Annotated in this window: 17 protein-coding genes and 2 pseudogenes; 12 read left to right on the plus strand and 7 right to left on the minus strand. The window is 60.1% G+C overall.

Features of this window, described 5'->3' with window-relative positions:
* Positions 1–150: 150 nt before the first annotated feature.
* The 8 genes and pseudogenes from HB780_RS25560 (at position 151) to HB780_RS25595 (ending at position 7,655) form a co-directional block, all read left to right on the plus strand.
* On the plus strand, positions 151–969 hold the full coding sequence (locus tag HB780_RS25560) for a sugar phosphate isomerase/epimerase family protein (RefSeq protein WP_183690253.1): 819 nt from the start codon (positions 151–153) through the stop codon (positions 967–969).
* Between the two features lie 140 nt (positions 970–1,109).
* A complete protein-coding gene (gene leuB / locus HB780_RS25565; RefSeq protein ID WP_183690255.1) occupies positions 1,110–2,222 on the plus strand; it encodes a 3-isopropylmalate dehydrogenase in 1,113 nt (370 codons plus the stop codon).
* A 206-nt stretch (positions 2,223–2,428) separates the two neighbouring features.
* The gene (gene lpxE / locus HB780_RS25570) at positions 2,429–3,172 is read left to right on the plus strand and encodes a lipid A 1-phosphatase LpxE (protein ID WP_183690257.1); all 744 of its coding nucleotides are present in this window, start codon (positions 2,429–2,431) and stop codon (positions 3,170–3,172) included.
* Positions 3,173–3,305: 133 nt separating this feature from the next.
* Positions 3,306–3,599, plus strand: coding sequence for a winged helix-turn-helix domain-containing protein (locus tag HB780_RS25575; protein ID WP_183690259.1), 294 nt, complete (start codon positions 3,306–3,308; stop codon positions 3,597–3,599).
* Positions 3,600–3,755: 156 nt separating this feature from the next.
* Positions 3,756–4,505, plus strand: coding sequence for an SDR family NAD(P)-dependent oxidoreductase (locus tag HB780_RS25580; protein ID WP_183690261.1), 750 nt, complete (start codon positions 3,756–3,758; stop codon positions 4,503–4,505).
* A gap of 235 nt (positions 4,506–4,740) precedes the next feature.
* A pseudogene (locus HB780_RS25585) lies at positions 4,741–5,172 on the plus strand (Dps family protein); the annotation flags it as partial.
* Between the two features lie 333 nt (positions 5,173–5,505).
* Complete coding sequence (locus tag HB780_RS25590) at positions 5,506–6,540, plus strand: aspartate-semialdehyde dehydrogenase (protein WP_183690263.1); 1,035 nt, start codon at positions 5,506–5,508, stop codon at positions 6,538–6,540.
* 293 nt (positions 6,541–6,833) lie between these two features.
* Entirely contained in the window at positions 6,834–7,655 is an 822-nt protein-coding gene (locus tag HB780_RS25595) for a lytic murein transglycosylase (RefSeq protein ID WP_183690265.1), read from the plus strand.
* Between the two features lie 137 nt (positions 7,656–7,792).
* Here HB780_RS25595 and HB780_RS25600 read toward each other — a convergent pair whose 3' ends face one another.
* A complete protein-coding gene (locus HB780_RS25600) occupies positions 7,793–8,434 on the minus strand; it encodes a carbonic anhydrase (protein ID WP_183690267.1) in 642 nt (213 codons plus the stop codon).
* Positions 8,435–8,507: 73 nt separating this feature from the next.
* Positions 8,508–9,380, minus strand: a complete 873-nt coding sequence (gene pdxY, locus HB780_RS25605) for a pyridoxal kinase PdxY (protein ID WP_183690269.1) — start codon at positions 9,378–9,380, stop codon at positions 8,508–8,510.
* Positions 9,381–9,671: 291 nt separating this feature from the next.
* Here pdxY and HB780_RS25610 point away from each other — a divergent pair, with 291 nt between their 5' ends.
* Together HB780_RS25610 and HB780_RS25615 are read left to right on the plus strand one after the other, a co-directional pair.
* Entirely contained in the window at positions 9,672–14,462 is a 4,791-nt protein-coding gene (locus tag HB780_RS25610) for an NAD-glutamate dehydrogenase (protein WP_183690271.1), read from the plus strand.
* A 49-nt stretch (positions 14,463–14,511) separates the two neighbouring features.
* On the plus strand, positions 14,512–15,900 hold the full coding sequence (locus HB780_RS25615; RefSeq protein WP_183690272.1) for an MFS transporter: 1,389 nt from the start codon (positions 14,512–14,514) through the stop codon (positions 15,898–15,900).
* Between the two features lie 67 nt (positions 15,901–15,967).
* Here the strand turns inward: HB780_RS25615 and purH are convergent, their stop codons facing one another.
* The 4 genes from purH to htpX form a co-directional block, all read right to left on the minus strand.
* Positions 15,968–17,584 carry a bifunctional phosphoribosylaminoimidazolecarboxamide formyltransferase/IMP cyclohydrolase gene (gene purH / locus HB780_RS25620; RefSeq protein WP_183690274.1) on the minus strand — a complete coding sequence of 539 codons (1,617 nt, stop codon included), beginning with the start codon at positions 17,582–17,584 and terminating at the stop codon, positions 15,968–15,970.
* 97 nt (positions 17,585–17,681) lie between these two features.
* A complete protein-coding gene (locus tag HB780_RS25625) occupies positions 17,682–19,328 on the minus strand; it encodes a heparinase II/III family protein (RefSeq protein ID WP_183690276.1) in 1,647 nt (548 codons plus the stop codon).
* A gap of 149 nt (positions 19,329–19,477) precedes the next feature.
* On the minus strand, positions 19,478–20,893 hold the full coding sequence (locus HB780_RS25630; protein ID WP_435693890.1) for an RsmB/NOP family class I SAM-dependent RNA methyltransferase: 1,416 nt from the start codon (positions 20,891–20,893) through the stop codon (positions 19,478–19,480).
* Positions 20,884–21,873, minus strand: a complete 990-nt coding sequence (gene htpX / locus HB780_RS25635; protein ID WP_183690280.1) for a zinc metalloprotease HtpX — start codon at positions 21,871–21,873, stop codon at positions 20,884–20,886. Before htpX ends, HB780_RS25630 begins: the two co-directional genes overlap by 10 nt.
* A gap of 107 nt (positions 21,874–21,980) precedes the next feature.
* On the opposite strand from htpX, the pseudogene HB780_RS25640 reads away from it, so the two are divergent.
* Positions 21,981–22,198: pseudogene (locus HB780_RS25640) on the plus strand (DUF1674 domain-containing protein).
* 151 nt (positions 22,199–22,349) lie between these two features.
* Positions 22,350–23,114, plus strand: a complete 765-nt coding sequence (locus tag HB780_RS25645) for a DUF3800 domain-containing protein (RefSeq protein WP_183690282.1) — start codon at positions 22,350–22,352, stop codon at positions 23,112–23,114.
* A 321-nt stretch (positions 23,115–23,435) separates the two neighbouring features.
* Here the strand turns inward: HB780_RS25645 and acs are convergent, their stop codons facing one another.
* Complete coding sequence (gene acs, locus HB780_RS25650; RefSeq protein ID WP_183690284.1) at positions 23,436–25,394, minus strand: acetate--CoA ligase; 1,959 nt, start codon at positions 25,392–25,394, stop codon at positions 23,436–23,438.
* Positions 25,395–25,607 lie beyond the last annotated feature (213 nt).

Consider the following 25,607-nt stretch of genomic DNA (forward strand, 5'->3'; position numbering starts at 1 on the left):
AAAGCCCGGCTTTTTCTTTGCCCGACGATAAAGGTCATGAGATCCGGCCGGCTGTAATATGCCCGACAAAAATAGGGATCATACAGCTTCCGCGGAGCCCTTCGGGCCTCTCCCGCCCCTCGATTTCCCTCCTCCCCACTGGAGCATTCCATGACCTCCCTTCCTATTGTCGGCGCCGCCATGACGCTTGCCGACGTCGAAACCCATCGCGGCTGGCTGCTTGAAAAGCCGCGCGACCTGGAACTGCAGAGCTTCGTCGACGCCGAAATCCTGAACGGCGACTGGGCGCCGCTTGCCGAGCGCGCCAAAAAGCTGCTCGACGGCCATCAGGGCCGCCTCGGTATCCACGGCCCGTTCTGGGGCTTCATCATCGCCTCGCAGGACCCCGATATCCGCGCCGTCGTTTCCAGGCGCCTGATGCAGGCACTCGACGTCTGCGCCAACATCGGCGCCACGCAGATGGTCATCCATAGCCCCTACACATCGTGGTCCTACAACAACCTCGACAACAACAAGGGCGAGCGCGAAAAGATCATCGAATACACGCATGAGACTCTGAAAGAGGCTGTCAAGCGCGCCGAAGACATCGGGCTGACCATGGTCATCGAAAACATCGAGGACAAGGATCCCCATATCCGCGTCGGCCTCGCCGACAGCTTCAATTCTCCCGCCGTCGCCGTATCTATCGACACCGGCCATGCCCATTACGCCCACGGCTACACCGGTGCGCCGCCGGTCGACTACTACGTCCACGCCGCCGGCAACCGCTTGCAGCATGTCCACCTGCAGGATGCCGATGGCTATGCCGACCGCCACTGGAGCCTCGGTGAGGGCAACATCCACTGGCGCGCCGTCTTCGCCGCCCTTGCCAAGCTCGACAGCAATCCGCGCCTGATCATCGAGATCAAGGACAAGTCGAAGATCCCGGCATCGGCTGCTTATCTGGCTTCGCTGGGTCTGGCTGAGTAAGCATCACGGAAAGGCCGGGAGGCGGGTGATTGGCCGCAAAAGCCGCAAAACCGTACCGTTTCCCGCCCTTCCTCGCTTGAAAAGCCGCATTTGCAGGTCTAAGAACCCGGCAACTTGTTTCTTTTGCGGAGGCTCTTCCCATGACAGTGCGCAATCTCTTTCTTCTGCCGGGTGACGGCATCGGCCCTGAAGCTATGGGCGAAGTCCGCAAGGTCATCGCCTATATGAACGAGGCGAAGGGTGCCGGTTTCGTTACCGACGAGGGTCTGGTCGGCGGCAGCGCCTACGACGCACACGGCGCGGCGATCTCCGATGCCGATATGGCCAAGGCAATGGCCGCCGATGCCGTTCTCTTCGGCGCCGTCGGTGGTCCGAAGTGGGATGACGTGCCTTACGAAGTCCGCCCCGAAGCCGGCCTGCTGCGCCTGCGCAAGGATCTCCAGCTTTTCGCAAACCTGCGCCCGGCCATCTGCTATCCGGCGCTGGCATCGGCTTCCTCGCTGAAGCCGGAGCTGGTCGAAGGCCTCGATATCCTGATCGTGCGCGAGCTTACCGGCGGCGTCTATTTCGGCGAGCCGAAGGAGATCATCGATCTCGGCAACGGCCAGAAGCGCGGCATCGACACGCAGGTTTACGATACCTATGAAATCGAGCGCATCTCCGGCGTCGCCTTCGAACTGGCGCGCACCCGTAGCAATCGCGTCTGCTCGATGGAAAAGCGCAACGTCATGAAGTCGGGCGTGCTCTGGAACCAGGTGGTCACCGCGACGCACAAGGAAAAATATGCCGACGTCCAGCTCGAACATATGCTGGCCGACGCCGGCGGCATGCAGCTCGTGCGCCAGCCGAAGCAGTTCGACGTCATCGTCACCGACAACCTGTTCGGCGACATGCTCTCCGACGTCGCCGCCATGCTGACCGGTTCGCTCGGCATGCTGCCATCGGCCTCGCTCGGCGCCCCCGACGCCAAGACCGGCAAGCGCAAGGCGCTCTACGAGCCGGTGCACGGCTCGGCACCCGACATCGCCGGCAAGGGCATTGCCAACCCGATCGCCATGATCGCCTCCTTCGCCATGTGCCTGCGCTACTCTTTCGGCCTCGTGACCGAAGCCGACGCGCTGGAAAAGGCGATCGCCAACGTGCTCGACAGCGGCATCCGCACCGGCGACATCATGTCCGCCGGCAGCCGCCAGGTCGGCACCACCGAAATGGGCGACGCCATCCTCGCCGAATTCAAGGCGCTATCGGCATAAATCGCCGGCTATATATTTCACGTGAAACATCAAAGCCCTCGCTCTCGGTCTGCGGAGCGGGGGCTTTTTTTGTTGAAGCCGCAACCGGACACAAACCATGGCTTCGCGGTCTCGCCGGCCGTCTCAAATCTGTAAAAAAACTGTAGCAGGAGCCTGCTACGCGTAGTCGTTGACTGGGGTGAAAATGTCGGCAACGGGCGGTGGACATGCAGGCGATCTTGACGACTCTCGACAGGCGGTGGCGGCGAAGCAGACATGGCTTCGCGCCGTCGCATTGGAAAATCTGCCTGTTCCTGACCGCCAATATTGTCCTGCTCTCAGCCCTGCTGTTCGACTGGCCGGTGGGCGCCAACATCAAGAACATGGCGCCGCCCATCCATTTTTTCGGCAAAATGCTCACGAACTTCGGCGAATCCGGCTGGCTCATCCTGATCAGTGCCTTCCTGTTCTTCGAGGGCTGGGCCGGTAGCCGGCTGTTGCAATCGGCGCGCTGCCGCTGCCAGGCACTGCGTATCTGTCAGATCGGCGGCTATCTGCTGACGACGATCGCGCTTTCGGGCATTCTCGCCAACCTGTTGAAACGCGCCATCGGCCGCGCCCGACCCACGTATTTCCAGGATTGGGGTCCCTTCGGCTTCTCGCCCTTCAATGGCCATGCCGGCTTCGAAAGCTTCCCGTCCGGCCATGCGACCACCATCGGCGCCTTCTTCGTGGCACTGGCCTTCCTCTTCCCGCGCTATCGCTACATCTTCATCGCCTGTGCCCTCTGGCTCGCCGCGACACGCGTGATGATCGGCGCGCACTATCCAAGCGACGTCATTGCCGGCCTGGCGCTCGGCGGCTGGTTCTCCTTCATGATGGCGATCGTCTATTCCCGCTACGGCCTGCTCTTTCGTATCGGCGAGACCAGCTGGCCGATTCCGAGATTGCCGTTGCTGAAGGGGAAGTAGGGGATCTCTTCTCCGATATGTCGTAGCCTCCCATTCACTACACCCCGAATGGTTGCCAAGCATCCCTCGCATTCATATATCTGGAGCGGTGAAGCTGCGGGAAATCCATCCCGCTTGCGATGTGGTAAAGACGATGACCGATGCCGGGCAGACACGATTGAGCGAGAGGCAGATGGGATTGATTGCCCGCGCACTTGCCGAGCCGCGTCGCGTGCAGATACTGAAGGAGATCGGCGGTACCGCCGAGCCGATGCCTTGCAGCGTGCTGAACCAATGCCACACCGTCAGCGCCGCCACGATCTCCCATCATGTCAAGGAACTCGAGAACGCCGGTCTCATCGAGATTCTGCGAGACGGCAAGTTCGCGAGCCTGCTGCTCCGGCGCGATGTGCTCAACGCCTACATGGCCGAGCTTTCCAACATCTGACAATTCTTTGCCTGCCACGCGCGCTCGCTCTTGTATCAATTAGATGATTATCTAAATATCAAAGTGACGGGATGATGGCCGCCACTTTGGGGCTTTGTTCACGTCAATAGTTCGATAATTATAAAACTATCTAACAATATCTCGACAGGAGATGACATGAGCAAGCTAGAAGGCAAGGTCGCGATCGTGACCGGAGCATCCAAGGGCATCGGCGCCGGCATCGCCAAGGCATTTGGCGAGGCGGGCGCAGCCGTCGTGGTCAATTATGCATCAAGCCGGGAAGGCGCCGACCGGGTCGTAGCCGAAATCAAATCCAAGGGCGGCAAGGCGATCGCGGCGCATGGCGACGTTTCAAAATCCGCTGATGTGAAGCGGCTTTTCGCTGAGGCCAAGGAGGCTTTCGGCGGCGTCGACATCCTTGTCAACAATGCCGGCGTCTACAAATTCGCCCCGCTGGAAGAGATCACCGAGGAGGAATTCCACCGCGAATTCAACATCAATGTTCTCGGCACGCTGCTGACGACGCAGGAAGCAGTGAAATACTTCGGCCCGGAAGGCGGCAATATCATCAACATCGCCTCGAATGCCGTTACCCTGAACCTGCCGACCACCGCCGTCTATACGGCGACCAAGGCGGCCGTTACCTCAATCACCCAGATCCTTGCCAAGGAACTCGGCCCCCGCAACATCCGCGTCAACACCATCTCGCCGGGTGGCGTCGAGACCGAAGGCGTGCATGCGGCCGGCGTCATCGGCAGTGATTTCGAAAAGCATCTGGTCTCGCAAACGCCGCTTGGCCGCCTCGGCCAGCCGACGGACATCGCCCCAGTCGCGGTTTTCCTCGCATCAAAGGATTCTGCCTGGCTCACCGGCGAAACCCTCTATGCCGGCGGCGGCCTGAAATAACCACGCACCTCTCCGGCCGCTTCCCTCCCCAGGGAAGCGGCGTTGTTTTGCATACCGCGACACGATCCCTATATTAGCGGGCAATTGCCAAACCCTTTCCGTCTTCATACTATCATTGCCATTCGGGGGTTCCGCAGATCATCGCAGCCGGTTCTGCCGCGAAACGCTCGCGATAGATCCATCCCACCCACGCAACAGCGAATGTCATCAAACTCCGCTAAAAATCTTTCTGAGATCGCTGAGGGCACTCCTTGCCGATGTTTTTGCCCTTTATCTCAAGACCAAGAATTTCCATTGGCACATGAGCGGTCCGCATTTCCGCGACTATCACCTGCTGCTGGACGAACAGGGTGAGCAGCTCTTCGCCATGACCGATCCGCTTGCCGAGCGCGCCCGGAAAATCGGCGGCACCACGCTGCGCTCCATCGGCCAGATCGCCAAGCTGCAGCGCATTCCCGACAATGACGCCGAATATGTCGACGCTCAGGACATGCTCGCTGAACTGGCCGACGACAATCTCAAGCTTTCAGCCGAAATCCGCACCACTCACGACGTCTGCGACGAATATGGCGATATTGCCACCGCCAGCCTGCTCGAAAACTGGCTGGACGAGACCGAGCGCCGCACCTGGTTCCTGTTCGAGGCTACGCGCAGCACCAATCGCTGACGGCTGCGAGCGAGCAGAACTGCGCGTTCCCACCGGGGTGGGAACGCAAAATCCTTGACTCCTGTGGAAAACCTCTTAGAACCGGCGACGGAAAAGGAAGACCTCCATGGTTCGCTTCGAACAGATCGATAGCTTCAACCACCTGGCGCAATTTGCCGGGCGGGATGTCTATTTTCCGGTTTCTTCCAAAACCAAGGCCAAAACGACGACGAAAACCGTCTGACGTCTCTGGCCTGCCGCTCTCTCCCCGGCTCGGCTGGGGACAGGAACCGGTCGTTATGACCGTGGTTCCCCCCTCGCCACAGAGGAGAGAAGAGAAAGAGAGCTTGAGAAATGGGTTTCAAAGTTGCAGTAGCGGGCGCGACCGGAAATGTCGGTCGCGAAATTCTCAACATCCTGGCTGAGCGCGGTTTTCCCGCTGACGAAGTCGTGGCGCTGGCATCGGCCCGCTCGCAGGGCACCGAAGTTTCATTCGGCGACCGGACGCTGAAGGTTTCGAACATGGAGAACTACGATTTCTCCGACACCGACATTTGCCTGATGTCCGCCGGTGGCGAGGTTTCGAAGAAGTATTCGCCGAAGATCGGCGCCCAGGGCTGCGTCGTCATCGACAACTCGTCCGCCTGGCGCTACGACGCCGACGTGCCGCTGATCGTGCCGGAAGTGAACCCGGACGCCATCACGCAGTTTACGCGGCGCAACATCATCGCCAACCCGAATTGCTCAACCGCGCAGCTCGTCGTAGCGCTGAAGCCGCTGCATGATTTCGCCAAGATCAAGCGCGTTGTCGTCTCCACCTACCAGTCCGTTTCCGGCGCCGGCAAGGATGGCATGGACGAACTCTTCAACCAGACCCGCGCCGTCTTCGTCGCGGATCCGATGGAGAACAAGAAGTTCCCGAAGCGCATCGCCTTCAACGTCATCCCGCACATCGATACCTTCATGGAAGACGGCTACACCAAGGAAGAATGGAAGGTGTTGGCCGAGACCAAAAAGATCCTCGACCCGAAGATCAAGGTCACCTGCACCGCCGTGCGCGTGCCGGTGTTCATCGGCCATTCGGAATCGGTCAATATCGAGTTCGAAAACGAGATCTCCGCCGATCAGGCCCGCGACATCCTGCGCGAGGCGCCGGGTTGCCTTGTCATCGACAAGCATGAACCGGGCGGCTACATCACGCCCTATGAGTGCGCCGGTGAAGACGCGACCTACATTTCGCGTATCCGCGAGGATGCCACGGTCGAAAACGGCCTCAACATCTGGGTCGTTTCCGACAATCTGCGCAAGGGTGCGGCATTGAACGCCATACAGATCGCAGAACTCCTGATCAACCGCGGCCTGATCAAGCCGCGCAAGCAGGCTGCATAAGCGTCTATCGACCAATTTACGGTTTATAAACCTTGTCCATCTAAGCAGGATTTGAGGAAAAGCCTCGCCATTTCACACCGAAAGGCGGGGCTTTTTCAAAATATTCTTGAGCGGTCTTGTTTCAAGCGAAGCGAAAAACATTGATCGCTAAAATGGGATAATGACAGAACCATCGGATACTGGCATGGTCCTGTGGCGACAAGACAGCGCATGAGCCCGGAGAACGGAGAGGCTCGAGCGCCATTCAAAAACGTTGCCGCGTCTTTCGCGCGGTAAGAATTTGGGGATTCTGAATGCGCATCACTAAGTCTGGAATGGCAGCTCTCTTGGCAGGCGGGTTGTTGTTGGTCACGCCGTTTGCGGCAAACGCGGCATCCTGTAGCAACACATCAGCCGGTTTCGACAACTGGGTTAGCGAGTTCAAGCAGGAAGCGCAGGGCCGGGGCATCAGCCAGTCCACACTCGATCGCGCCTTCGCCAACGTCCACTACAATCAGCCGACCATCCGCGCCGACCGCGGCCAGAAGAGCTTCAAGCTCTCCTTCGATGAATTCATGAAGAAGCGCGGTGGTCAGACGATCATCAACCGCGGCAAGAGCATGAAGCAGGCTAACGCCGCTCTGTTCTCGAGGATCGAAAAGCGTTACGGCGTCCCCCCCGGCCCGATCATCGCCATCTGGGGCATGGAAACCGGTTTCGGCAGCTTCATGGGCGATCAGAATACGCTTTCGGCCGTGTCCACGCTTGCCTTTGACTGCCGCCGCTCCGCCTACTTCACCGATCAGCTCTATGCCGCCCTCAAGCTTGTCGGCGAAGGCTATCTCAGCCCATCCGCTCGCGGCGCCGCCCATGGCGAAATCGGCCAGACGCAGTTCATGCCGAAGAATGTCGTGCTGTATGGCGTCGACGGCGACGGCGACGGCAAGGTCGATCTCGTCGGCTCGCGCGCCGACGCGCTCTCGTCGACCGCAAACTTCCTGAAGGGCCATGGCTGGCAGGCAGGCGCTCCCTATCAGCCAGGCGAGACGAATTTCGCGGCTATCGGCGGCTGGAACGATGCAAGGGTCTATCAGCAGGCGATCGCCTTTATCGGCAAGCAGATCGACGGCCAGTAATCAAAGCCACACACATCAAAAAGGCGCTTCGACCTGATGGTCCGGAGCGCCTTTTCATTTGATCTACAGCAATTCCAGGAAAAGTGTGCTGCGATTTTCCATCCGGAATTGCATAAAAACAAAGAGATAGAGTATTTTCAGGCTTCGGGGCGAATAAAGTCGCGGGTCTCTGCGTCCATCACCCACAGCTCGCCGGTCGAGATATCGAACCAGGCGCCGTGCAGGTTCAATTTTCCTTCTTCTTCCAGCACCTTGATATCCGGAAAGCTGCGCAGATTGTCGAGCGAATTGCGGATGGAGATGCGCTCCAGCGCCGTCTGCCGCTCGGCCTGTGTCATGATATCATTGCTCTGGATCTGCTCTGCAGCGGGCTTGAGAAGCCCCATCCACCGACCGATGAAATCGCCCGGCGAGAGCGGCTCGGCATTGGGATCGAGTGCTGCGCGGATGCCGCCGCAACGGCCATGACCCATGACGACGATGTCGGAGACCTTCAGCGACTGCACCGCGAATTCAAGTGCTGCCGACGTCGCATGGAAATGGCCGTCCGGTTCATAGGGCGGCACCATATTGGCGACGTTGCGGATGACGAAAAGCTCTCCCGGGCCGGCATCGAAGATAATCTCCGGCGCAGCACGGGAGTCGCTACAGGCAATCACCAGGGTCGATGGGCTCTGGCCGCTCTCGGCGAGACTGCGATAGCGCTCGCGCTCATCGACATAGCGCCCGCTCATGAAGTTGCGATAACCGCTCAGAAGGGAGTTGGGAAAGCTGTCCATAGCGATTGAATTACAGCGCGCCGCCGTCGATGGCAACTATTGCACTGCAAAAAGCTTCTGATCGGCTCGACCGCTACCTCTTGCGCTGCGCCGGATGCATCAGCCGGCGCATCTGCACCATCGCCATCGGCGTCGACAGGCTGGAGGCATCCGCCGCTAGCGTCAGCTCGTCGCTGCCGCGCTTCACCGCCCTTGCCAGTACCTCGTAGACGCTCGCCGTGGTCATTTGCAGGGCTCGCTCCTCGTCCATGCCGGACAGGAGCCGTGACAGGAATAGGGCCGAAAGCAGATCGCCGAGCCCGTTCGGGGCATTGTCGATGCTGCGATGTTCGGCAAGCAGCGCGTTTCGGCCGCTGAGATAGAGATTACCGATGCCGCCGGCCATCATCGGCACAGCCGAGGTCACCAGCATGCGCGACGGTCCCAGCGCCAGGGCTGCCTCCATGACGGCATTATTGTCCTCCAGCGGCGCTCCGGCAAGCCAGGCAAGCTCGTAGCGGTTCGGCGTCGCCAATGACGCCAGCGGGATCAGCTGATCGCGGATCGCTTCCGCCGTCGCCTCGGGCACATAGAGACCGCCAGCATCGCCGATGACCGGGTCGCAGGCATAAAAGAGATCGGGGTTCTTTTCCCTCAGCGCCCGAACCAGCCGGGCCACGGAGCGCGCCTGCGCCGCATTGCCGAAATAACCCGACAGCACCGCCTTAACCTCCGTCAGCCAGGGCGCGGCGATGAGATCGTCGATCGCGTGGTCGAAATCATCTTCATTGAAAGTCAGCCGCGTCGAGCGGCCATGGCCGGGATGCCAGGGAAGAACGACGGTTGGCAGCGCCCAGACGGGATGGCCGAGGGTTTCCAGCGCGAAGACGGCGGCACGATTGCCGACGGAGCCTCTAACGACATGGCTGGAGATGACGATAACGGCGCCCGCCGAATTGTCCGACATGATGCTTGCTTCCGGTTACGATCTTCCGACTTCGATGGGTTGTGATGATCTCTTTATCGTCACTCTGTCAACCGCGCTTCACAGAGTCATGAAAACGTCTGTTGAGGAGCTTATGGTGACAATTCCGCGCCCCTATCATGCGCTTTGCAACGGGATCACGACGTTCGGCAAGAATCTTCACGATTTGAGACAGAATCCGTCGAAAAGCGATCAAATTCGTATTCTTTTTGCCAGTTTTTTCGATAAATCTTCTGATACTGTGGTCAAAATCTTGAAATTTGGAGGAAATTCATGGCGTCGAGGACCAATCCGAAACGGGAAAAACAGATTGAGGCGGCGCGAAAGATCGCTGCCGCGACCGGAGAGACACATCTCGATCCGGAGATCCTGTTCGGCCGGGCAAGCAATGACGACATGGAACGCTACAGCCCGGAAATGCTTGCCCTTGCTGCGGTGCACGCCGCCAAGGAGCTGGCGGCCTGGAGCGGTACGTCTCCTCGTGTTTCAATCGAGCAGGTGACCGATATCGATCCTGATGGCGTACCCGTCTCGATCCTGTCGATCACCGACCACAACATGCCCTTCCTCTACGAATCGGTCATGGGCGAGGTGACAAGCAGCTACCGTGACCTCCATATGGCCGTGCACCCGATCCTGATCATCGAGCATGGCAAGCAGCCGAGCCTTTATTCCGCCGATCATCCGAGCGATCCGGCCCATCGCGTCAGCCACATCCAATTGCATCTGGCGCCGCTGACCGCAGCGCAAGCAGCCGACCTGATCAAGCGCGTGCAGACCGTGCTCGACCAGACGCATCTGACCGTTTCCGACTGGAAGTCGATGCAGACGCGGCTCGATACCGTGATATCGGAACTTTCCATCCACGAAGCGACCGGGCGCCGCAAGGCTGACCGCGACGAAGCGCTGGCCTTCCTCTCCTGGCTGCGCGACGGCAACTTCACCTTCCTCGGCATGCGCGAATACGTCTATTCCGGAAAAGGCACCAACGCCAAGGTGGAGCGCGATCGCGGCACCGGCCTCGGCATCCTCTCCAATCCGGATGTCCTCGTTCTCCGCCAGGGCAAGGACGCCGTCACCACCACGCCGGAGATCCTTGCCTTCCTCAACGGGCCGGATTTCCTGATCGTCACCAAGGCCAACGTCAAGTCGATCGTCCACCGCCGCGCCTATATGGACTATGTCGGCGTCAAGCGCTTCGATGCAGACGGCAACGTCACCGGTGAACTGCGCATCGTCGGCCTCTTCACCTCGACCGCCTATACCAGCGCCGCCGTCGACGTGCCACTGCTGCGCTCGAAGGTACAGAAGGTCAAGGATCACTTCGGCTTCGATCCAGCCAGCCATTCCGGCCGCCTGCTGGAGAACACGCTGGAATCCTATCCCCGCGACGATCTCTTCCAGATCGACACGGCACTGCTGGCAAGCTTCGCGGAACAGATCAACGACCTGACCGACCGGCCGCACGTCCGCGCGCTGCCCCGCATCGATCATTTCGACCGCTTCGTCTCGGTCATCGTCTATGTTCCGCGCGAGGAATACGACTCGCTCGTGCGCGAGAAGATCGGAAACTATCTGAAAACGGTCTATGACGGCCGCGTTTCCGCCTATTATCCGGCTTTCCCGGAAGGCGGCGTGGCGCGCGTGCATTTCATCATCGGCCGCAGCGGCGGCAAGACGCCGCATATTCCCCAAGCCAAGCTCGAAGAGGCGATCCGCGCCATCACCGCCCGCTGGGACGATCGTTTCGTCATGCTGGCCGGGCCGAAAGCGCCGCGTATCTCCGTCAGCCAGGCTTTCCAGGAAGCCTTCACGCCGGAAGATGCCGTCACCGACCTGCCGGATATCACCGCCACCGCCGGCGTTGAGCCGATCCGCATCGCCTTCTACAGCCGCAAGGATGACGGCGGCGATATCCTGTCGCTGAAGATCTTTCATGGCGACGGCAATCTGGCGCTATCGCGACGCGTGCCGCTGCTCGAAAATCTCGGCTTCAACGTCATCAGCGAGCGGACCTTCGACATCTATGTCACGGGCAAGGACGGCGAGCCCGGCCATGTGGTCCTCCACGACATGGAGCTGGAGGCCCGCAGCGGCACGGCGATCGATCTCGCCCGTCACGGCGCAGCCCTTGAGGAAGCCTTCCTCGCCGCCTTCGGTGGCACGATCGACAATGACAGCTTCAACCGGCTGATCGTCTCCGCCGATCTTTCCGCTCGCGAAACCAATGTGCTTCGCGCCTATTCCCGCTATCTCCGCCAGGCCGGCATCGCCTATTCGCAGGACTATATCGCCGCGACGCTGGATAAATATCCGCGCATCGCCGCCGCAATCTTCCGGCTGTTCTACGACACGCTCGATCCCAAGCTCAGCGAGAAGAACCGCACGAAGAAGCTTTCCGAGCTGCATGCGACCATCGAAACCGAACTCGCCGATGTTCCAAGCCTCGACGACGACCGCATTCTCCGACGCTACGTCAACGCCATCGACGCAACGCTGCGCACCAACTATTTCCAGAAAAACGCCGACGGCACGCCGAAGGCGATGCTTGCCTTCAAGCTCGACCCGAAACTGCTGGACGGCCTGCCGGAACCGCGGCCCTTCCGCGAAATCTTCGTCTACGGCGTCGAAGTGGAAGGCGTGCACCTGCGCTTCGGCAAGGTGGCGCGCGGCGGTCTGCGCTGGTCGGACCGTGCCGAGGATTACCGCACCGAAGTGCTCGGCCTCGTCAAGGCGCAGCAGGTGAAGAACGCCGTCATCGTGCCTGTTGGAGCCAAGGGCGGCTTCTATCCGAAGAAACTGCCGGTTGGCGGCACCCGTGACGAGACCTTCAATGCCGGCCGCGAGGCCTACAAGACCTACATCCGCACGCTGCTGTCGATCACTGACAACATCTCCGGCGCCGATATCATCGCGCCCTTGGATACCGTGCGGCTGGATGGTGACGACCCCTATTTCGTCGTTGCCGCCGACAAGGGCACAGCAACCTTCTCCGACACCGCCAATGCGCTGGCGCAGGAAGCCGGCTTCTGGCTGGACGACGCCTTCGCCTCCGGCGGCTCGGCCGGCTACGACCACAAGAAGATGGGCATTACCGCCCGTGGTGCCTGGGAAACCGTCAAGCGGCACTTCCGCGAAATGGACATCGACATCCAGACGACCCCCTTCACGGTTGTCGGTGTCGGCGACATGTCCGGCGACGTCTTCGGCAATGGTATGCTTTTGTCGCCGAAGATCCGCCTCATCGCCGCCTTCGACCATCGCGACATCGTCATCGATCCCGATCCGGACATGGAAAAGACGCTCGCCGAACGGCAACGTCTCTTCGACCTGCCGCGCTCGAGCTGGCAGGATTTCGACAAGTCCGTCCTGTCGAAGGGCGCGATGATTATCTCGCGCTCGGCGAAATCGGTGACGCTGACGCCGGAAACCAAGGCCGCGATCGGCATCGACAAGACGGTGGCAACGCCGTTCGAAATCATCACCGCGATCCTGAAGGCCCCGGTTGACCTGCTCTGGTTCGGCGGCATCGGCACCTATGTAAAGGCTCCGGTCGAAACGGATTCGGATGTCGGCGACCGCGCCAACGACCCGATCCGCATCACGGCGGAAGAGGTTCGCGCCAAGGTGATCGGCGAGGGCGCCAATCTCGGCGTCACCCAGAAGGGCCGCATCGCCTATGGTCTCAAGGGCGGACGCTGCAACTCGGACGCCATCGACAACTCGGCCGGCGTCAACACCTCCGACGTCGAGGTCAACATCAAGATCGCGCTGGCATCTGCCATGCATGACGGCCGCCTGACGCGGGCGAAACGCGATACACTGCTCGCGTCGATGACCGACGAAGTAGGCACCTTGGTGCTGCGCAACAACTACCTGCAATCGCTGGCAATCTCGCTGACGGAACGCAAGGGCACCGGCAACGCCCTAGAGCTCAGCCGCTTCATGAGCGTGCTGGAAGCAGCCAAGCAGCTCAACCGCAAGGTCGAGACCCTGCCGGACGACCAGACCTTCACTGAGCGCTACGCCAATGGCCGGCCGCTGACGCGCGCTGAAATCGGGGTTCTGCTCTCCTATGCCAAGATCGTCCTTTTCGACGCGCTGGCGGCAAGCGACCTGCCGGACGATCCCTATTTTGCCGCGACGCTCAGCCACTATTTCCCGGGGAAGATGCAGCGCTCGAATGCCGGAGATATCACCGGCCACCGGCTGAAGCGTGAAATCGTCGCGACCGTATTGGCGAACGAAGTCATCAACCGTGGCGGACCGGGCTTTGCCGTCAGCATGATGGATGCGACGGCAGCGTCTGCCGCCGAAGTGGTCAAGGCTGCGGTGCTTGCCCGCGACGGCTTCGATCTCGACCGGCTCTGGGACGAAACCGATGCGCTTGATGGCAAGGTCGCCGGACAGATGCAGAACCGTGTCTACGGCGAAATCACCGATGTCTATACGGCGCTCACCCGCCTGCTGCTGAAAACCGGCGCGGCCAAGGGCAATATCGAGGAAACCATCAGCCGGCTCCAGGCGGCCCTGAAAAAGCTGCGGCCGCTCTTCCTCAGCCATATCCCGGCCGATTTCGCCGCCGAGATCGCCGCCCGCCAGACGGACTATCAAGCCGCCGGCCTGCCGGAAAAACTCGCCGGCGAGATCGCCATGATCTACGCGCTCGTCCTCGTGCCGGAGATCATGCAGATCGCCGAGCGCACCGGCGATACCCTCAACCGCGCCGCCGAAAGCTACTTCACCGTGTCGCAGACCTTCCGTGTCGGCCGCCTGCTGCTGGCCGGCAGCCGCATCCTCACCGGCGATCACTATGAGAGCCTGGCGCTTGCGCGCAGCCTCGACCAGATCGCCGGTGCCCGCCGCGATATCGTCATTTCGGCGCTGTCGAACCATCCGAAGGACAAACAGCCGATCCAGGCATGGCATGCGGAGGACCGTATCCGCATCAACCGCATTGCCGAAGAACTGGCCAGCCTCAGCGAAAGCGGTGATCCAAACCTGGCGCGCATCACGGTTGCTGCAGGCCTTCTGACCGACCTTGCGCATGATCGAGCGAGGTGAGACAGTCCGCCCGACTCAATAGCCCATCGGCGGAATCAAGGACGGGAATTTGGTGACCACCGAGATAAGGGACGAAGCGCCGGCAAAAGTGCCGGCGCGGGGCATCTGGGGATGGATGTTCTTCGACTGGGCAGCGCAACCCTTCTTCACCGTCGTCACCACCTTCATCTTCGGTCCTTATTTCGTGGCACGGCTGACCGCCGATCCGGTTGCCGCGCAGACGACGTGGAGCAATATGGCGACGATCTCCTCGGTGATCATCGCCGTGCTATCGCCCGTCCTCGGCTCGATCGCGGATCAATCCGGCAGGCGCAAACCGTGGATCGCCTTCTTTGCCGTCATCAAGATCGCCAGCCTCTTCTGCCTCTGGAGTGCCGCTCCGGGCTCGCCAATCATCTATCCCGTCATCTTCATGATCCTCGCCTCGATCTCGGCGGAGTTTTCGATCGTTTTCAACGATTCGATGATGCCCCGGCTTGTCAGCAAGGACGATGTCGGCCGCGTGTCGAATGCCGCCTGGGGGCTCGGCTATCTCGGCGGCATGATCGTGCTGATCGCGGTCGTGGCGCTTCTGGCCGGCAATCCGCAAACCGGCAAGACCATTCTCGGCCTGACACCACTCTTCGGCCTCGACGCAGCACTCGGCGAGGATGCACGCATCACCGGGCCGATCGCCGCCGTCTGGTATTTCCTCTTCATCCTGCCGATGTTCTTCTTCACGCCGGATGCCGCGCGCGGCCTGCCGCTCGCCGCCGCGGTTCGCTCCGGCCTGCGCGAACTGAAAGCGACGCTCAGTGAGTTGAAGCGCCGACGAGGCATCAGCCTCTTTCTGATTGCCCGCATGATCTACCAGGACGGCGTCAACGGCCTGCTGATCCTTGGCGGCACCTTCGCCGCCGGAATGTTCGGCTGGGCGACCATCGAGATCGGCATCTACGGCATCATCCTCAACATCGTCGCCATTTTCGGCTGCTTCATCGCCGGCTATGTCGACCGCTGGCTGGGCTCGAAGATAACCGTCGTCATCAGCCTCGCCCTGCTGCTCGTCGCAACGTTCGGCATCGTCTCCACAGGACCAGGCTTCACGCTCTTCGGCCTTGTGCCGCTTTCCACCGTGGATTCCGGCGGCTTGTTCGGGACGGCGGCGGAGAAGGCCTATATCGGCTACGGCCTGCTGATCGGCATCGCCTTCGGCCCGGTGCAAGCCTCCTCGCGCTCCTTTCTCGCCCGCAGCGTCAGCGTTGCCGAAGCCGGCCGCTATTTCGGCATCTATGCGCTCTCCGGCCGCGCCACCAGCTTCATGGCAACGCTATTCTTCTCGCTAATGACCTATTGGAGCGGGTCGGCTCGTTTCGGCATGGCGACACTGGTCATCTTCCTCGCCGGCGGCCTGCTGCTTCTGCTGCGGACACCCTATCCCGCCGATAGGGCTAAATAGGCAAAGAAAATCCCGGTTGAGCTAGTCAACCGGGATATCCTAATTCAGGATCTGGTATATCCGCCAATTAATGGCGGAAATGGCGGATGCCGGTGAACACCATCGCCACATTATGCTCGTTGGCCGCGTCGATGACTTCCTGGTCGCGCATCGAGCCACCCGGCTGGATGACCGCCGTAGCACCAGCGGCAATCGCCGACAGCAAGCCGTCAGCGAAGGGCAGGAAGGCTTCGGAAGCGACAGCGGAACCCCGCGTCAGCGGCTCGGCAAGCCCCATGGCCTTGGCGGCGTCTTCCGCTTTGATCGCGGCGATACGGGCCGAATCGACGCGGCTCATCTGGCCGGCGCCGATGCCGGCCGTCTGGCCGTCCTTGGCGTAAACAACGGCATTCGACTTGACATGCTTGGCGACGCGGAAGGCGAACTTCATGTCCTCCAGTTCCTGCGCTGTCGGCGCGCGCTTGGTGACGACCTTCAGCTCCATGTCTTCGACCAGCGCGTTATCACGGTTCTGGACGAGCAGGCCGCCGGAAACGGTCTTGGCGGTCAGGCCGGCCACGCGCGGATCGGGCAAGGCGCCGACCGAGAGAAGGCGAAGGTTCGGCTTACGGGCGATGATCGCCTTGGCTTCCTCGGTCACTTCAGGCGCGATGATAACTTCGGTGTAGAGCTTGACGATCTCTTCGGCTGTTGCCGCATCAAGAATGCTATTCAGAGCGATGATGCCACCGAAAGCCGAGACGGAATCGCAGGCGAGCGCCCGCTTGTAGGCTTCGACCAGGCTCGGGCCGGTGGCGACGCCACAGGGATTGGCATGCTTGATGATCGCGCAAGCCGGACCGTTTTCCGGCAAGAACTCGGCAACCAGCTCATAGGCCGCATCGGTATCGTTGATGTTGTTGTAGGAAAGCTGCTTGCCCTGGATCAGCGTTGCCGTGGAAACGCCTGGGCGGTTTTCGCCGGTGACGTAGAAAGCCGCCTTCTGATGCGGATTTTCGCCATAACGCATCTCTTCACGCAGCACGCCGCCGATGACGCGGTGGCGCGGTGTGGCGATATCGAGGGCTTCGGCAAACCAGTTGGAGATCATCGCGTCATAGGCAGCAGTCCGGGCAAAAGCCTTGGCGGCCATGCGCTTGCGGAAGTCGTAGCTCGTCTGTCCGGCATCGGCGGAAAGCTGCTCCAGCAGCTCGGGATAATCTGCCGGATCCGTCAGGGTGATCACATAAGCATGGTTCTTGGCCGAAGCGCGGATCATTGCCGGGCCGCCGATATCGATATTCTCCACCGTCGTCGGATAATCGCCGCCAGCCTTGCGCACGTCTTCGAAGGGATAGAGGTTGATGACGGCGAGGTCGATGCCCTCGATGCCGTGTTCCTTCATCGCCGCCTGATGCTCGGCGTCGTCACGGATGGCGAGCAGGCCGCCATGCACCTTCGGATGCAGCGTCTTGACGCGGCCGTCCATGATCTCCGGAAATTCGGTGACTTCGGAAACGTCGGTCACCGCAAGGCCGGCCGCCGCGATCGCCTTGTGCGTGCCGCCGGTCGACAGCAGCCGCACGCCCTGTTCACTAAGCGCACGCGCCAGCTCGACGATGCCGGTCTTGTCGAACACGGACAGAAGCGCGGTCTTCACCTGTACTTTGTCGGGAGCGGGGATTTTCTTGGAAACGACGGCCATGGGCTTTTTCTCCGGTCGAACATGGGGAGACGAAATGTCCGGCGAAAACGGCGCGGGACGATATGCCCGCCCCGTTAGCATAGCTGACGCTATTAGCCTATGGCCGATGGGACAAAAACCAGCGGATTTCCGGCTTTTCGGCGATCGGGAAAACAATCTCGAGCTGGTCGGATGAGCGCATGCCGGAGGCATCGGCGAAAAAGATATCCTCGGCTACCAGCACTTCGTTGCCCGGCGAGGAGAAGACCCAGGTCTCGCCATCCGGCGCGATCAGCAGGGCACTATCGGTCTCGGTCTGCAACAGGCTGATGGAAGGATGGACATGGAAGCGCGCCGAAGCCAGGCTTTCGCCCCTCGGCGGATGCTTCTTGCCTTCGGGCACGAAGAAACGGTCGCGGCCGGTAAGGATGGTGCCGGCGGCATTCAAGCTGATCTCGCGCTCATGAACATAGCCGAAAGCGGAGAGATAGCCGTCATGCGCGGCTCGCACATAGTCGCGGCCGTCTTCGGTCTCGGCGCGCTCGACGATAATCTTCTTCACCCCACCAACCATGACGGGACCAAGGGTCTTCGACTTGGAAAATTGACAGGACGAGGTGTCGTTGAGCGTTACGGTCGAATGCGCCGCCGTCGCGCGGGCAGCCTGCAGGTAGCGATCGCCGGCAAATTCCGGCGCACCGGAATTGACGATGAAGCGGGCCTTGCCCGACGACATTTCGAAGGAAAGGCAACCGGCATGGGCCGTGCGGCTAAGGTCGGCGGAGGCGGGACAGCCGGTATCGACGATGACGACGGCCTGACCGGCGGCCAGCCGGTGGTATTTCGCGTGCGGCAGCGCTTTGAACGTCTGGCCGGCGGTTTCATCATAACGCAGCACCGACATCAGCTCGTTGGCAAGCGTCGAGGTCGCGCCGTTGAACAGCGCCAGATCGCCATCCTGATGCCGGAAGAAGCGCAGGGCCGGATACATACGGTCGATGCCGGGGATCAGCCGCGACGGAACGTCGTGGCCGAGATTGACATAGGTCTGGCGCAGCGGCAGCAGGTCGAGCAGCAACTCCAGCGCCACGCGCGGATTGCGCGAGATATGCCCGCCATCCGGCAGGATCTGCCGATCGATTTCCCGGTTGAGCGCCTGGCCGGCGCGCTTCAGCACGGAGGCGCCATTCGGCATGGCGACCGAAGACATGGCAAGCGCGATCCGCACCCGAAAGCGTGTCGTTCCATCCCGCGTCGTTGCCGCAACCCGGCGCAGATAACGGACATGCAAGACGAGCATGCGCATGAAGCGGCGATAAAAGCCGCTATCCGTGCCCTGCAGCAAAACCGGCGAATGCGACAGCCAAGCGATCAGCCGCTCGGCGGCGGTATCGGGCGCCCAGGCGATGCCCTGCAGCCGTCGACCATGAACGGCCATCCAATCATTGAGAATAGAGCGCGCCAAGGCCGATGCCTGATCACTCTTTTCGGCCCGCAAGTGCCTCAGCCAACGAAAATTATGCAGACGCGTTGCGAAGACTTGTGACGGAAGCTCCAGCGCGAAAGGCGAACCGCCCTCGGTTTCCAGCACGCGGCCCGCCAGCAGGATGCGGCCATTGATAAGTTCTTCCGCAAAGAAGGGATCGATGCTGCGCAGATCCGTCGGAGCCACGATCAGCCGTTCCGGCACACGCATCGTGTGGCGGGTGAGACGCAATCGCGCCAACGCCGCGCGGCGAGACATCCGCCGCCATGCTTCCCGCATGTGTAATTTCACTAAATCCTGCCGCAAAACTGCATATTTGCTTGTGCTTACTCTCAATGCCGGTGGTTAAGAAGAGGTTAGGACTATGTCAAATCGGGACATTATGCCCAGTTTTCCATCAACCGAGAGCAAACGGTTGAGCTTCGCCACTAATGCGTGCGACGGAGCACCACGGCAAAGAAGCCATCGAGGCCGGAGGCAAAACCGCCGGAGAGTTGCAGCATGTCGGGCGTGGTGCGGAAGGCGCCGAGCGGGGAAATCGCCGCTTCCAGACCCGGCCAATCCTCGGGCTTGATCGCCAAACGCTCCGCCATGTCCGTGTCGGACAGAACACGCGCGACCAGATCCTCGCCTTCTTCGGGATCGAGCGAGCAATTGGAAAACACCACCAGCCCGCCGGGCTTGACCAGGGTCAGGGCATGGCGAAGCAGGCGCTCCTGTAACGCGGCGAGCTTGGCTATATCCTCCGGACCCTTGGTCCAGAGCACATCGGGATGACGGCGCGTCGTGCCCGTGGACGAGCAGGGTGCATCGAGAAGGGCCGCGTCGAAGAGATCGTCAGGCTGGAACTTCGCCATGTCGGCAACGACGGTTTCCGCCTCCAGCCCGAGCCGCGCCAGATTGCCGGACAGTCGCTTCAGGCGATTGGCGGACTGGTCGAGCGCGGTCACCTTGCCACCGGCCAGAATGAGCTGCGCCGTCTTGCCGCCGGGCGCAGCGCAGAGATCGACGACCCGCTGGCCGGCAAGCGAGCCGAACAATTTTGCCGGAATGCTGGCGGCGGCATCCTGCACCCACCACTCGCCCTCCGTAAACCCATCCAGCGACGGGATGGAGCCTTCAAAAGCGGCAAGCCGCACGCCGCCGGTCGGTAGAACCACACCATTCAAGCGCTTCGCCCAGCCCTCGGCATCGGATTTCACCGTGACGTCGATGGCGGCCGGCTCCAGCTGCGTATCCGAAATCTTCAGCGCCGCTTGCCTGCCATAGGCAGCCTCGAGACGGGACAGGAACCATTTGGGCATGGCCGGCACATCGGCACCCTGGCTAAGAATATCCTGCTTCTCCCGGCCGATGCGCCGAAGGATGGCGTTGACCAGCTTGGCGAAGCGACGATTGCGCGGATCCTGGTTGGCCTGTTCCACGGCGATATCGACGGCGGAGTGATCCGGCACGTCGAGATAGAGCATCTGCGCGGCACCCACTACCAGCACATGATGCAGGGCGCGAGCCCCTTCCGGCAGCGGCGAATCCAGCAGCGAAGCGATCGCCGCCTCGATACGCGGCAGGTGCCGCAGGGCCGAGTTGAGAATGGCGCGCACCAGCGCCCGGTCGCTGTCGCCAAGCGCCTTGTAGGCGGGATTGCCGCCTTCGGCATCGAGCATGCCATCGAGCGGTGTCTTGCGGTCGATGACAGCCGAAAGAATCTTCGTCGCGGCGGCGCGCGCCGCAAATCCGGGCTTGGAGGAAACCGAATCACGCGGCCGAGCCTCTCCCGACCGGTTGCCTGCTTGCTTTCCGTCTTTATTGAAATGCTTGTTTTTATTATCAGAACTCAAGACCAAGGTCCCTTCGGCGGTTGCGTACCACCGCGACCCGTATTCGGCACGGAGCGCGATTTACGCTCCGGATTAGCAGTCATAGCCTGTCCCGTCGAGCCGGGGCGGGTCGGCGTGTCCACGGAGGGGCCTGCGCTACCGCCGCCACGCTGCGCCATCTCGTGCAGCGCGGCGATGCGGTTTTCCGTATTCGGGTGCGTGGAAAACAGATTGTCCATGCGCGCGCCGGAGAGCGGATTGATGATGAACATATGTGCCGTCGCCGGATGTCCCTCGGCTTCCTCGTTCGGAATATGCGCCGCACCACGGGCGATCTTGCCGAGCGCCGAGGCAAGCGACAGCGGATTGCCGCAGATCTCCGCGCCGCGGCGGTCGGCCGAATATTCGCGCGTGCGGCTGATCGCCATTTGCACCAGCATGGCCGCCAAGGGGGCAACGATCATCGCCACCAGCCCGCCGATGGCGCCGAGCGGATTGTTGTTGTCGCGCCGGCCGCCGAAGAAGAAAGCGAAATTGCCGAGCATGGAGATGGCGCCGGCAAGCGTCGCCGTGATCGTCATGGTCAGCGTGTCGCGGTTCTGCACATGCGCCAGTTCATGCGCCATGACACCCGCCACTTCGTCCGGCGTCAGGGCATGCAGAAGGCCGGTCGAGGCGGCAACGGCGGCATTCTGCGGATTGCGGCCGGTGGCAAAAGCATTCGGCTGCGGATTGTCATAGAGATAGACCTTCGGCATCGGCAGGCCGGCATTGCGGGCGAGATCGCGCACGATGCCGCAGAATTCCGGCGCGCTACGCTCATCCACCTCCTGTGCGTTATAGGTGGACAGCACCATGCGGTCGGAATTCCAGTAGGAAAAGAAGTTCATGCCGGCGGCAACGACAAACGCGATCATCATGCCGGATTGCCCGCCGATCAGATAGCCGACGCCCATGAACAGGGCGGTCATGAAGGCAAGCAGCATGGCAGTACGCATGATATTCATTCAGGTCTCCAAGACATCGGCGGTCCGAACCTTTCTCTTTGCGGCCAGACGCACTATGATTTGGCTATTCACCCGGCTATTTCAACAGTTCCAGGCCGCACCAAGCCATGCAGACAGCAGATAACGACAATAAAACCGACATCGAAGCCGGCGAAGCACCCCGCAAACCGCTCTCGCCAGCCGCCAAGCGCGCACTCGCCGAGGCCGAGGAGCGCCGCAAGGCGCAGGCGCAAGCCGACCTCCCCCCGAAATCGGCGGCCGCGGCGGCGCCGACCCTTCACGGTTCGGCGACTGGGAGATCAATGGGCGTACGATTGATTTTTGAAGTAACTACTAAAATTAAATTTTGCTCAACCAGGGCGAGTCACCTTTTTTGATGGAATCATAGATTGCAAATAAGATTCGTCTTCACTTCTAATCGAGCTTATATTTACTGAGCGTTTGGGAGGGCGCGATTCGCTGGGTAGGAGATTGCAGTGAAAGAGTCCGCTTCTGACACAATATTGCGCGAAAAAGTCGATTATAGACTCCCAATAACACCATCTGAAACCAAACAAATTATTCCAGTTTCAAAGCAAAAATCTGCAAATAATACTTATATATTCGCCGACGAGGCGGGGTGCTTTACATTTAATAGAAATCAAAATGTGAGCAAGTACTTTATAATTTGCACCGTTACAATGAACAAACTTGACGTTGGCCATGCGCTTCAGGAGCTTCGCCATCAATTGCTCTGGGAAAAATTCGATATCGGAGATTTTTTCCATGCTACTGTGGATTCTCAATCTGTCAGAGATCGAGTTTTCCAGGAAATTCTGAGACACGATTTCCAAGTTCAAGCTACTATTTGCGAAAAGGCAAAAGCTCAGCCGCATATTCGTCAAGACAAGTCCAGATTTTATAAGTATCCTTGGTTTTATCAATTTAAACATGGCGTTGCGAAACACGTCGACAGAAATACGCGGGTGTTAGTTACCGCTGCATCGATCGGTACGAAAAAAGAAAGAGCAACATTCACAACCGCTCTTAGTGACGTGATGTCGCAAACGATCCGCAACGTGCAATGGGCTGTCGATTTCCGACCATCTAATTGTGATCCTTGCCTGCAGTTGGCTGACTACTGCGCATGGGCAATTCAGAGGAAATGGGAAAGGGACGATAATAGGTCGTACGCCCTTATTAAGGACCGTATTTCTTACGAATACGAACTCTGGAAAAACGGCAAAGAACTATACTACTGAGTAGGGCGCAACCCGCCATATCGGCGATCTTAGCTATCCTTTGAAAGTCCCAGGGGCCTTTATCACTAAGCAAGGGTTGCAGCGTTAGAGTAGAACATTATTCGATTCAGTCAATAGAATCATTTACTTAACGGCATAAAATGATTCAACTGTTTGGTTTCACTCGGTTCTTTTTGAGGGAAGCACAACAAAAACTGGCCACTGAAACCTACATTTGTGCGGAACTTAAAAGCTGATTCCTACCGTCGACGATTGCACTTAGTGACTTAATAGGTTGTTGGAAAACGCCACCTTGGTTCTCTAAGGTGGCGTTTTAATCACCTAAGCCGCGTCCGCCTTGTTCTGCCTGTTGGCGATCAGATCCTCCACCACAGCCGGATCCGCCAGCGTCGAGGTATCGCCGAGCGCGCCGAAATCGTCTTCGGCGATCTTGCGCAGGATACGGCGCATGATCTTGCCGGAACGGGTTTTTGGCAGGCCAGGGGCGAACTGGATCTTGTCGGGCGAGGCGATCGGGCCTATCTCGGTGCGAACGTGTTTCACAAGCTCCTGCCGCAGCGCGTCGGAGCCCTCCTGACCGGCCATCAGCGTCACATAGCAATAGATGCCCTGACCCTTGATCGAATGCGGATAGCCGACAACGGCGGCTTCCGAGACATGGTGGTGCGAGACAAGCGCCGATTCGACCTCGGCCGTACCGAGGCGGTGGCCCGAGACATTGAGCACGTCGTCGACGCGGCCGGTGATCCAGTAATAGCCGTCCTCGTCGCGCCGGCACCCGTCGCCGGTGAAATACTTGCCCTTGTAGGCGGAAAAATAGGTCTGGATGAAACGCTCATGGTCGCCATAGACCGTGCGCATCTGCCCTGGCCAGCTATCGGCGATGACCAGATTGCCATTGGCCGCCCCTTCCAGCACCTTGCCGTCGCCGTCCATCAGTTCCGGTATGACGCCGAAGAAGGGTTTCGTCGCCGAACCGGGCTTGAGATCGGTGGCGCCCGGCAACGGCGCGATCATGTGGCCGCCGGTTTCCGTCTGCCACCATGTATCGACGATCGGGCAACGGCCCTCACCAACGACATTGTAATACCATTCCCAGACTTCCGGATTGATCGGTTCGCCGACCGTGCCGAGCAGGCGTAGGCTGGAGCGCGACGAGCGCTTGACGAAATGATCGCCGGCGCCCATCAGCGAGCGTATCGCCGTCGGCGCGGTGTGAAAGATATTGACCTTGTGCTTGTCAATGATCTCCCAGAAGCGGCCCTGATCCGGGTAGTTCGGCACGCCCTCAAACATCAACGAGGTCGCGGCATTCGCCAGCGGCCCATAGACGATGTAGGAATGGCCGGTCACCCAGCCGACATCGGCGGTGCACCAGTAGATATCGCCGGGGTGATAGTCGAAGGTATATTCATGCGTCATCGACGCATAGACGAGATAGCCGCCCGTGGTGTGCAGCACACCCTTCGGCTTGCCGGTCGAGCCTGAGGTATAGAGGATGAACAGCGGATCTTCCGCCTTCATCTTCACCGGCGGGCAATCCGCCTTCACCTTGGCGGTTTCCTCGTGATACCAGAGGTCGCGGCCAGGCGCCCAGCCCGTTTTTCCGCCGGTACGGCGCACGACGAGAACCTTCTCGACGGTAACAAATTGCTTGGCAGCGATATGGATCGCCGTATCTGTGTTTTCCTTCAGCGGGATCGGCTTGCCGCCACGCAGGCCCTCGTCGCAGGTGATGACGAAGGTGGATTGGCAATCAACGATGCGGCCGCCCAGCGCCTCCGGCGAGAAGCCGCCAAAGACGACGGAATGCACCGCACCAATGCGGGCGCAGGCGAGCATGGCGTAGGCCGCTTCCGGGATCATCGGCATGTAGATGGTGACGCGATCACCATTCTTGACGCCATGCTTCTTCAAGACGTTCGCCAGCCGGCAGACATGCTCGTAGAGCTCGTTATAGGTGACCTTCTTGTCGATATAGGGGTTATCGCCTTCCCAGATGAAGGCAACGCGATCGCCGTGCTTCTTCAGATGACGGTCGATGCAATTATAGGAGACGTTGGTCAGCCCATCCTCGAACCATTTGATCGAGACCTTGCCGGTAAACGACGTATTCTTGACCTTGGTGTAAGGCTTGAACCAGTCGATGCGCTTGCCATGCTTGCCCCAGAACTTGTCGGGGTCCTCGACGCTCTGCCTGTACCATTTCTGATACTTCGCCTCGTCGATCAGAGCGCGCGCCTTGACCGGTTTCGTCACCGGATGAATCTTTTCCGACATGGTTTCCTCCTCGAATCCTGGCACCCTTTTCGCAATTATGGGCACCCTTTCCAAGCAATCAATAGCAGCTCAAGTTACGACAGCAATTGGACAAAGCGCATTTCATCCGCAAAGAATTGCAATTCCACGACGCTGCGGTTATATAGGGCCATATTTCCCGGAAATTGTGGTGTTACACCCCGGACCGCGACACCGGCGCGGACTGACAGAAGG

Origin of the sequence: Rhizobium lusitanum (assembly GCF_014189535.1) — a bacterium.
Classification (GTDB): Bacteria; Pseudomonadota; Alphaproteobacteria; order Rhizobiales; family Rhizobiaceae; genus Rhizobium; species Rhizobium lusitanum_C.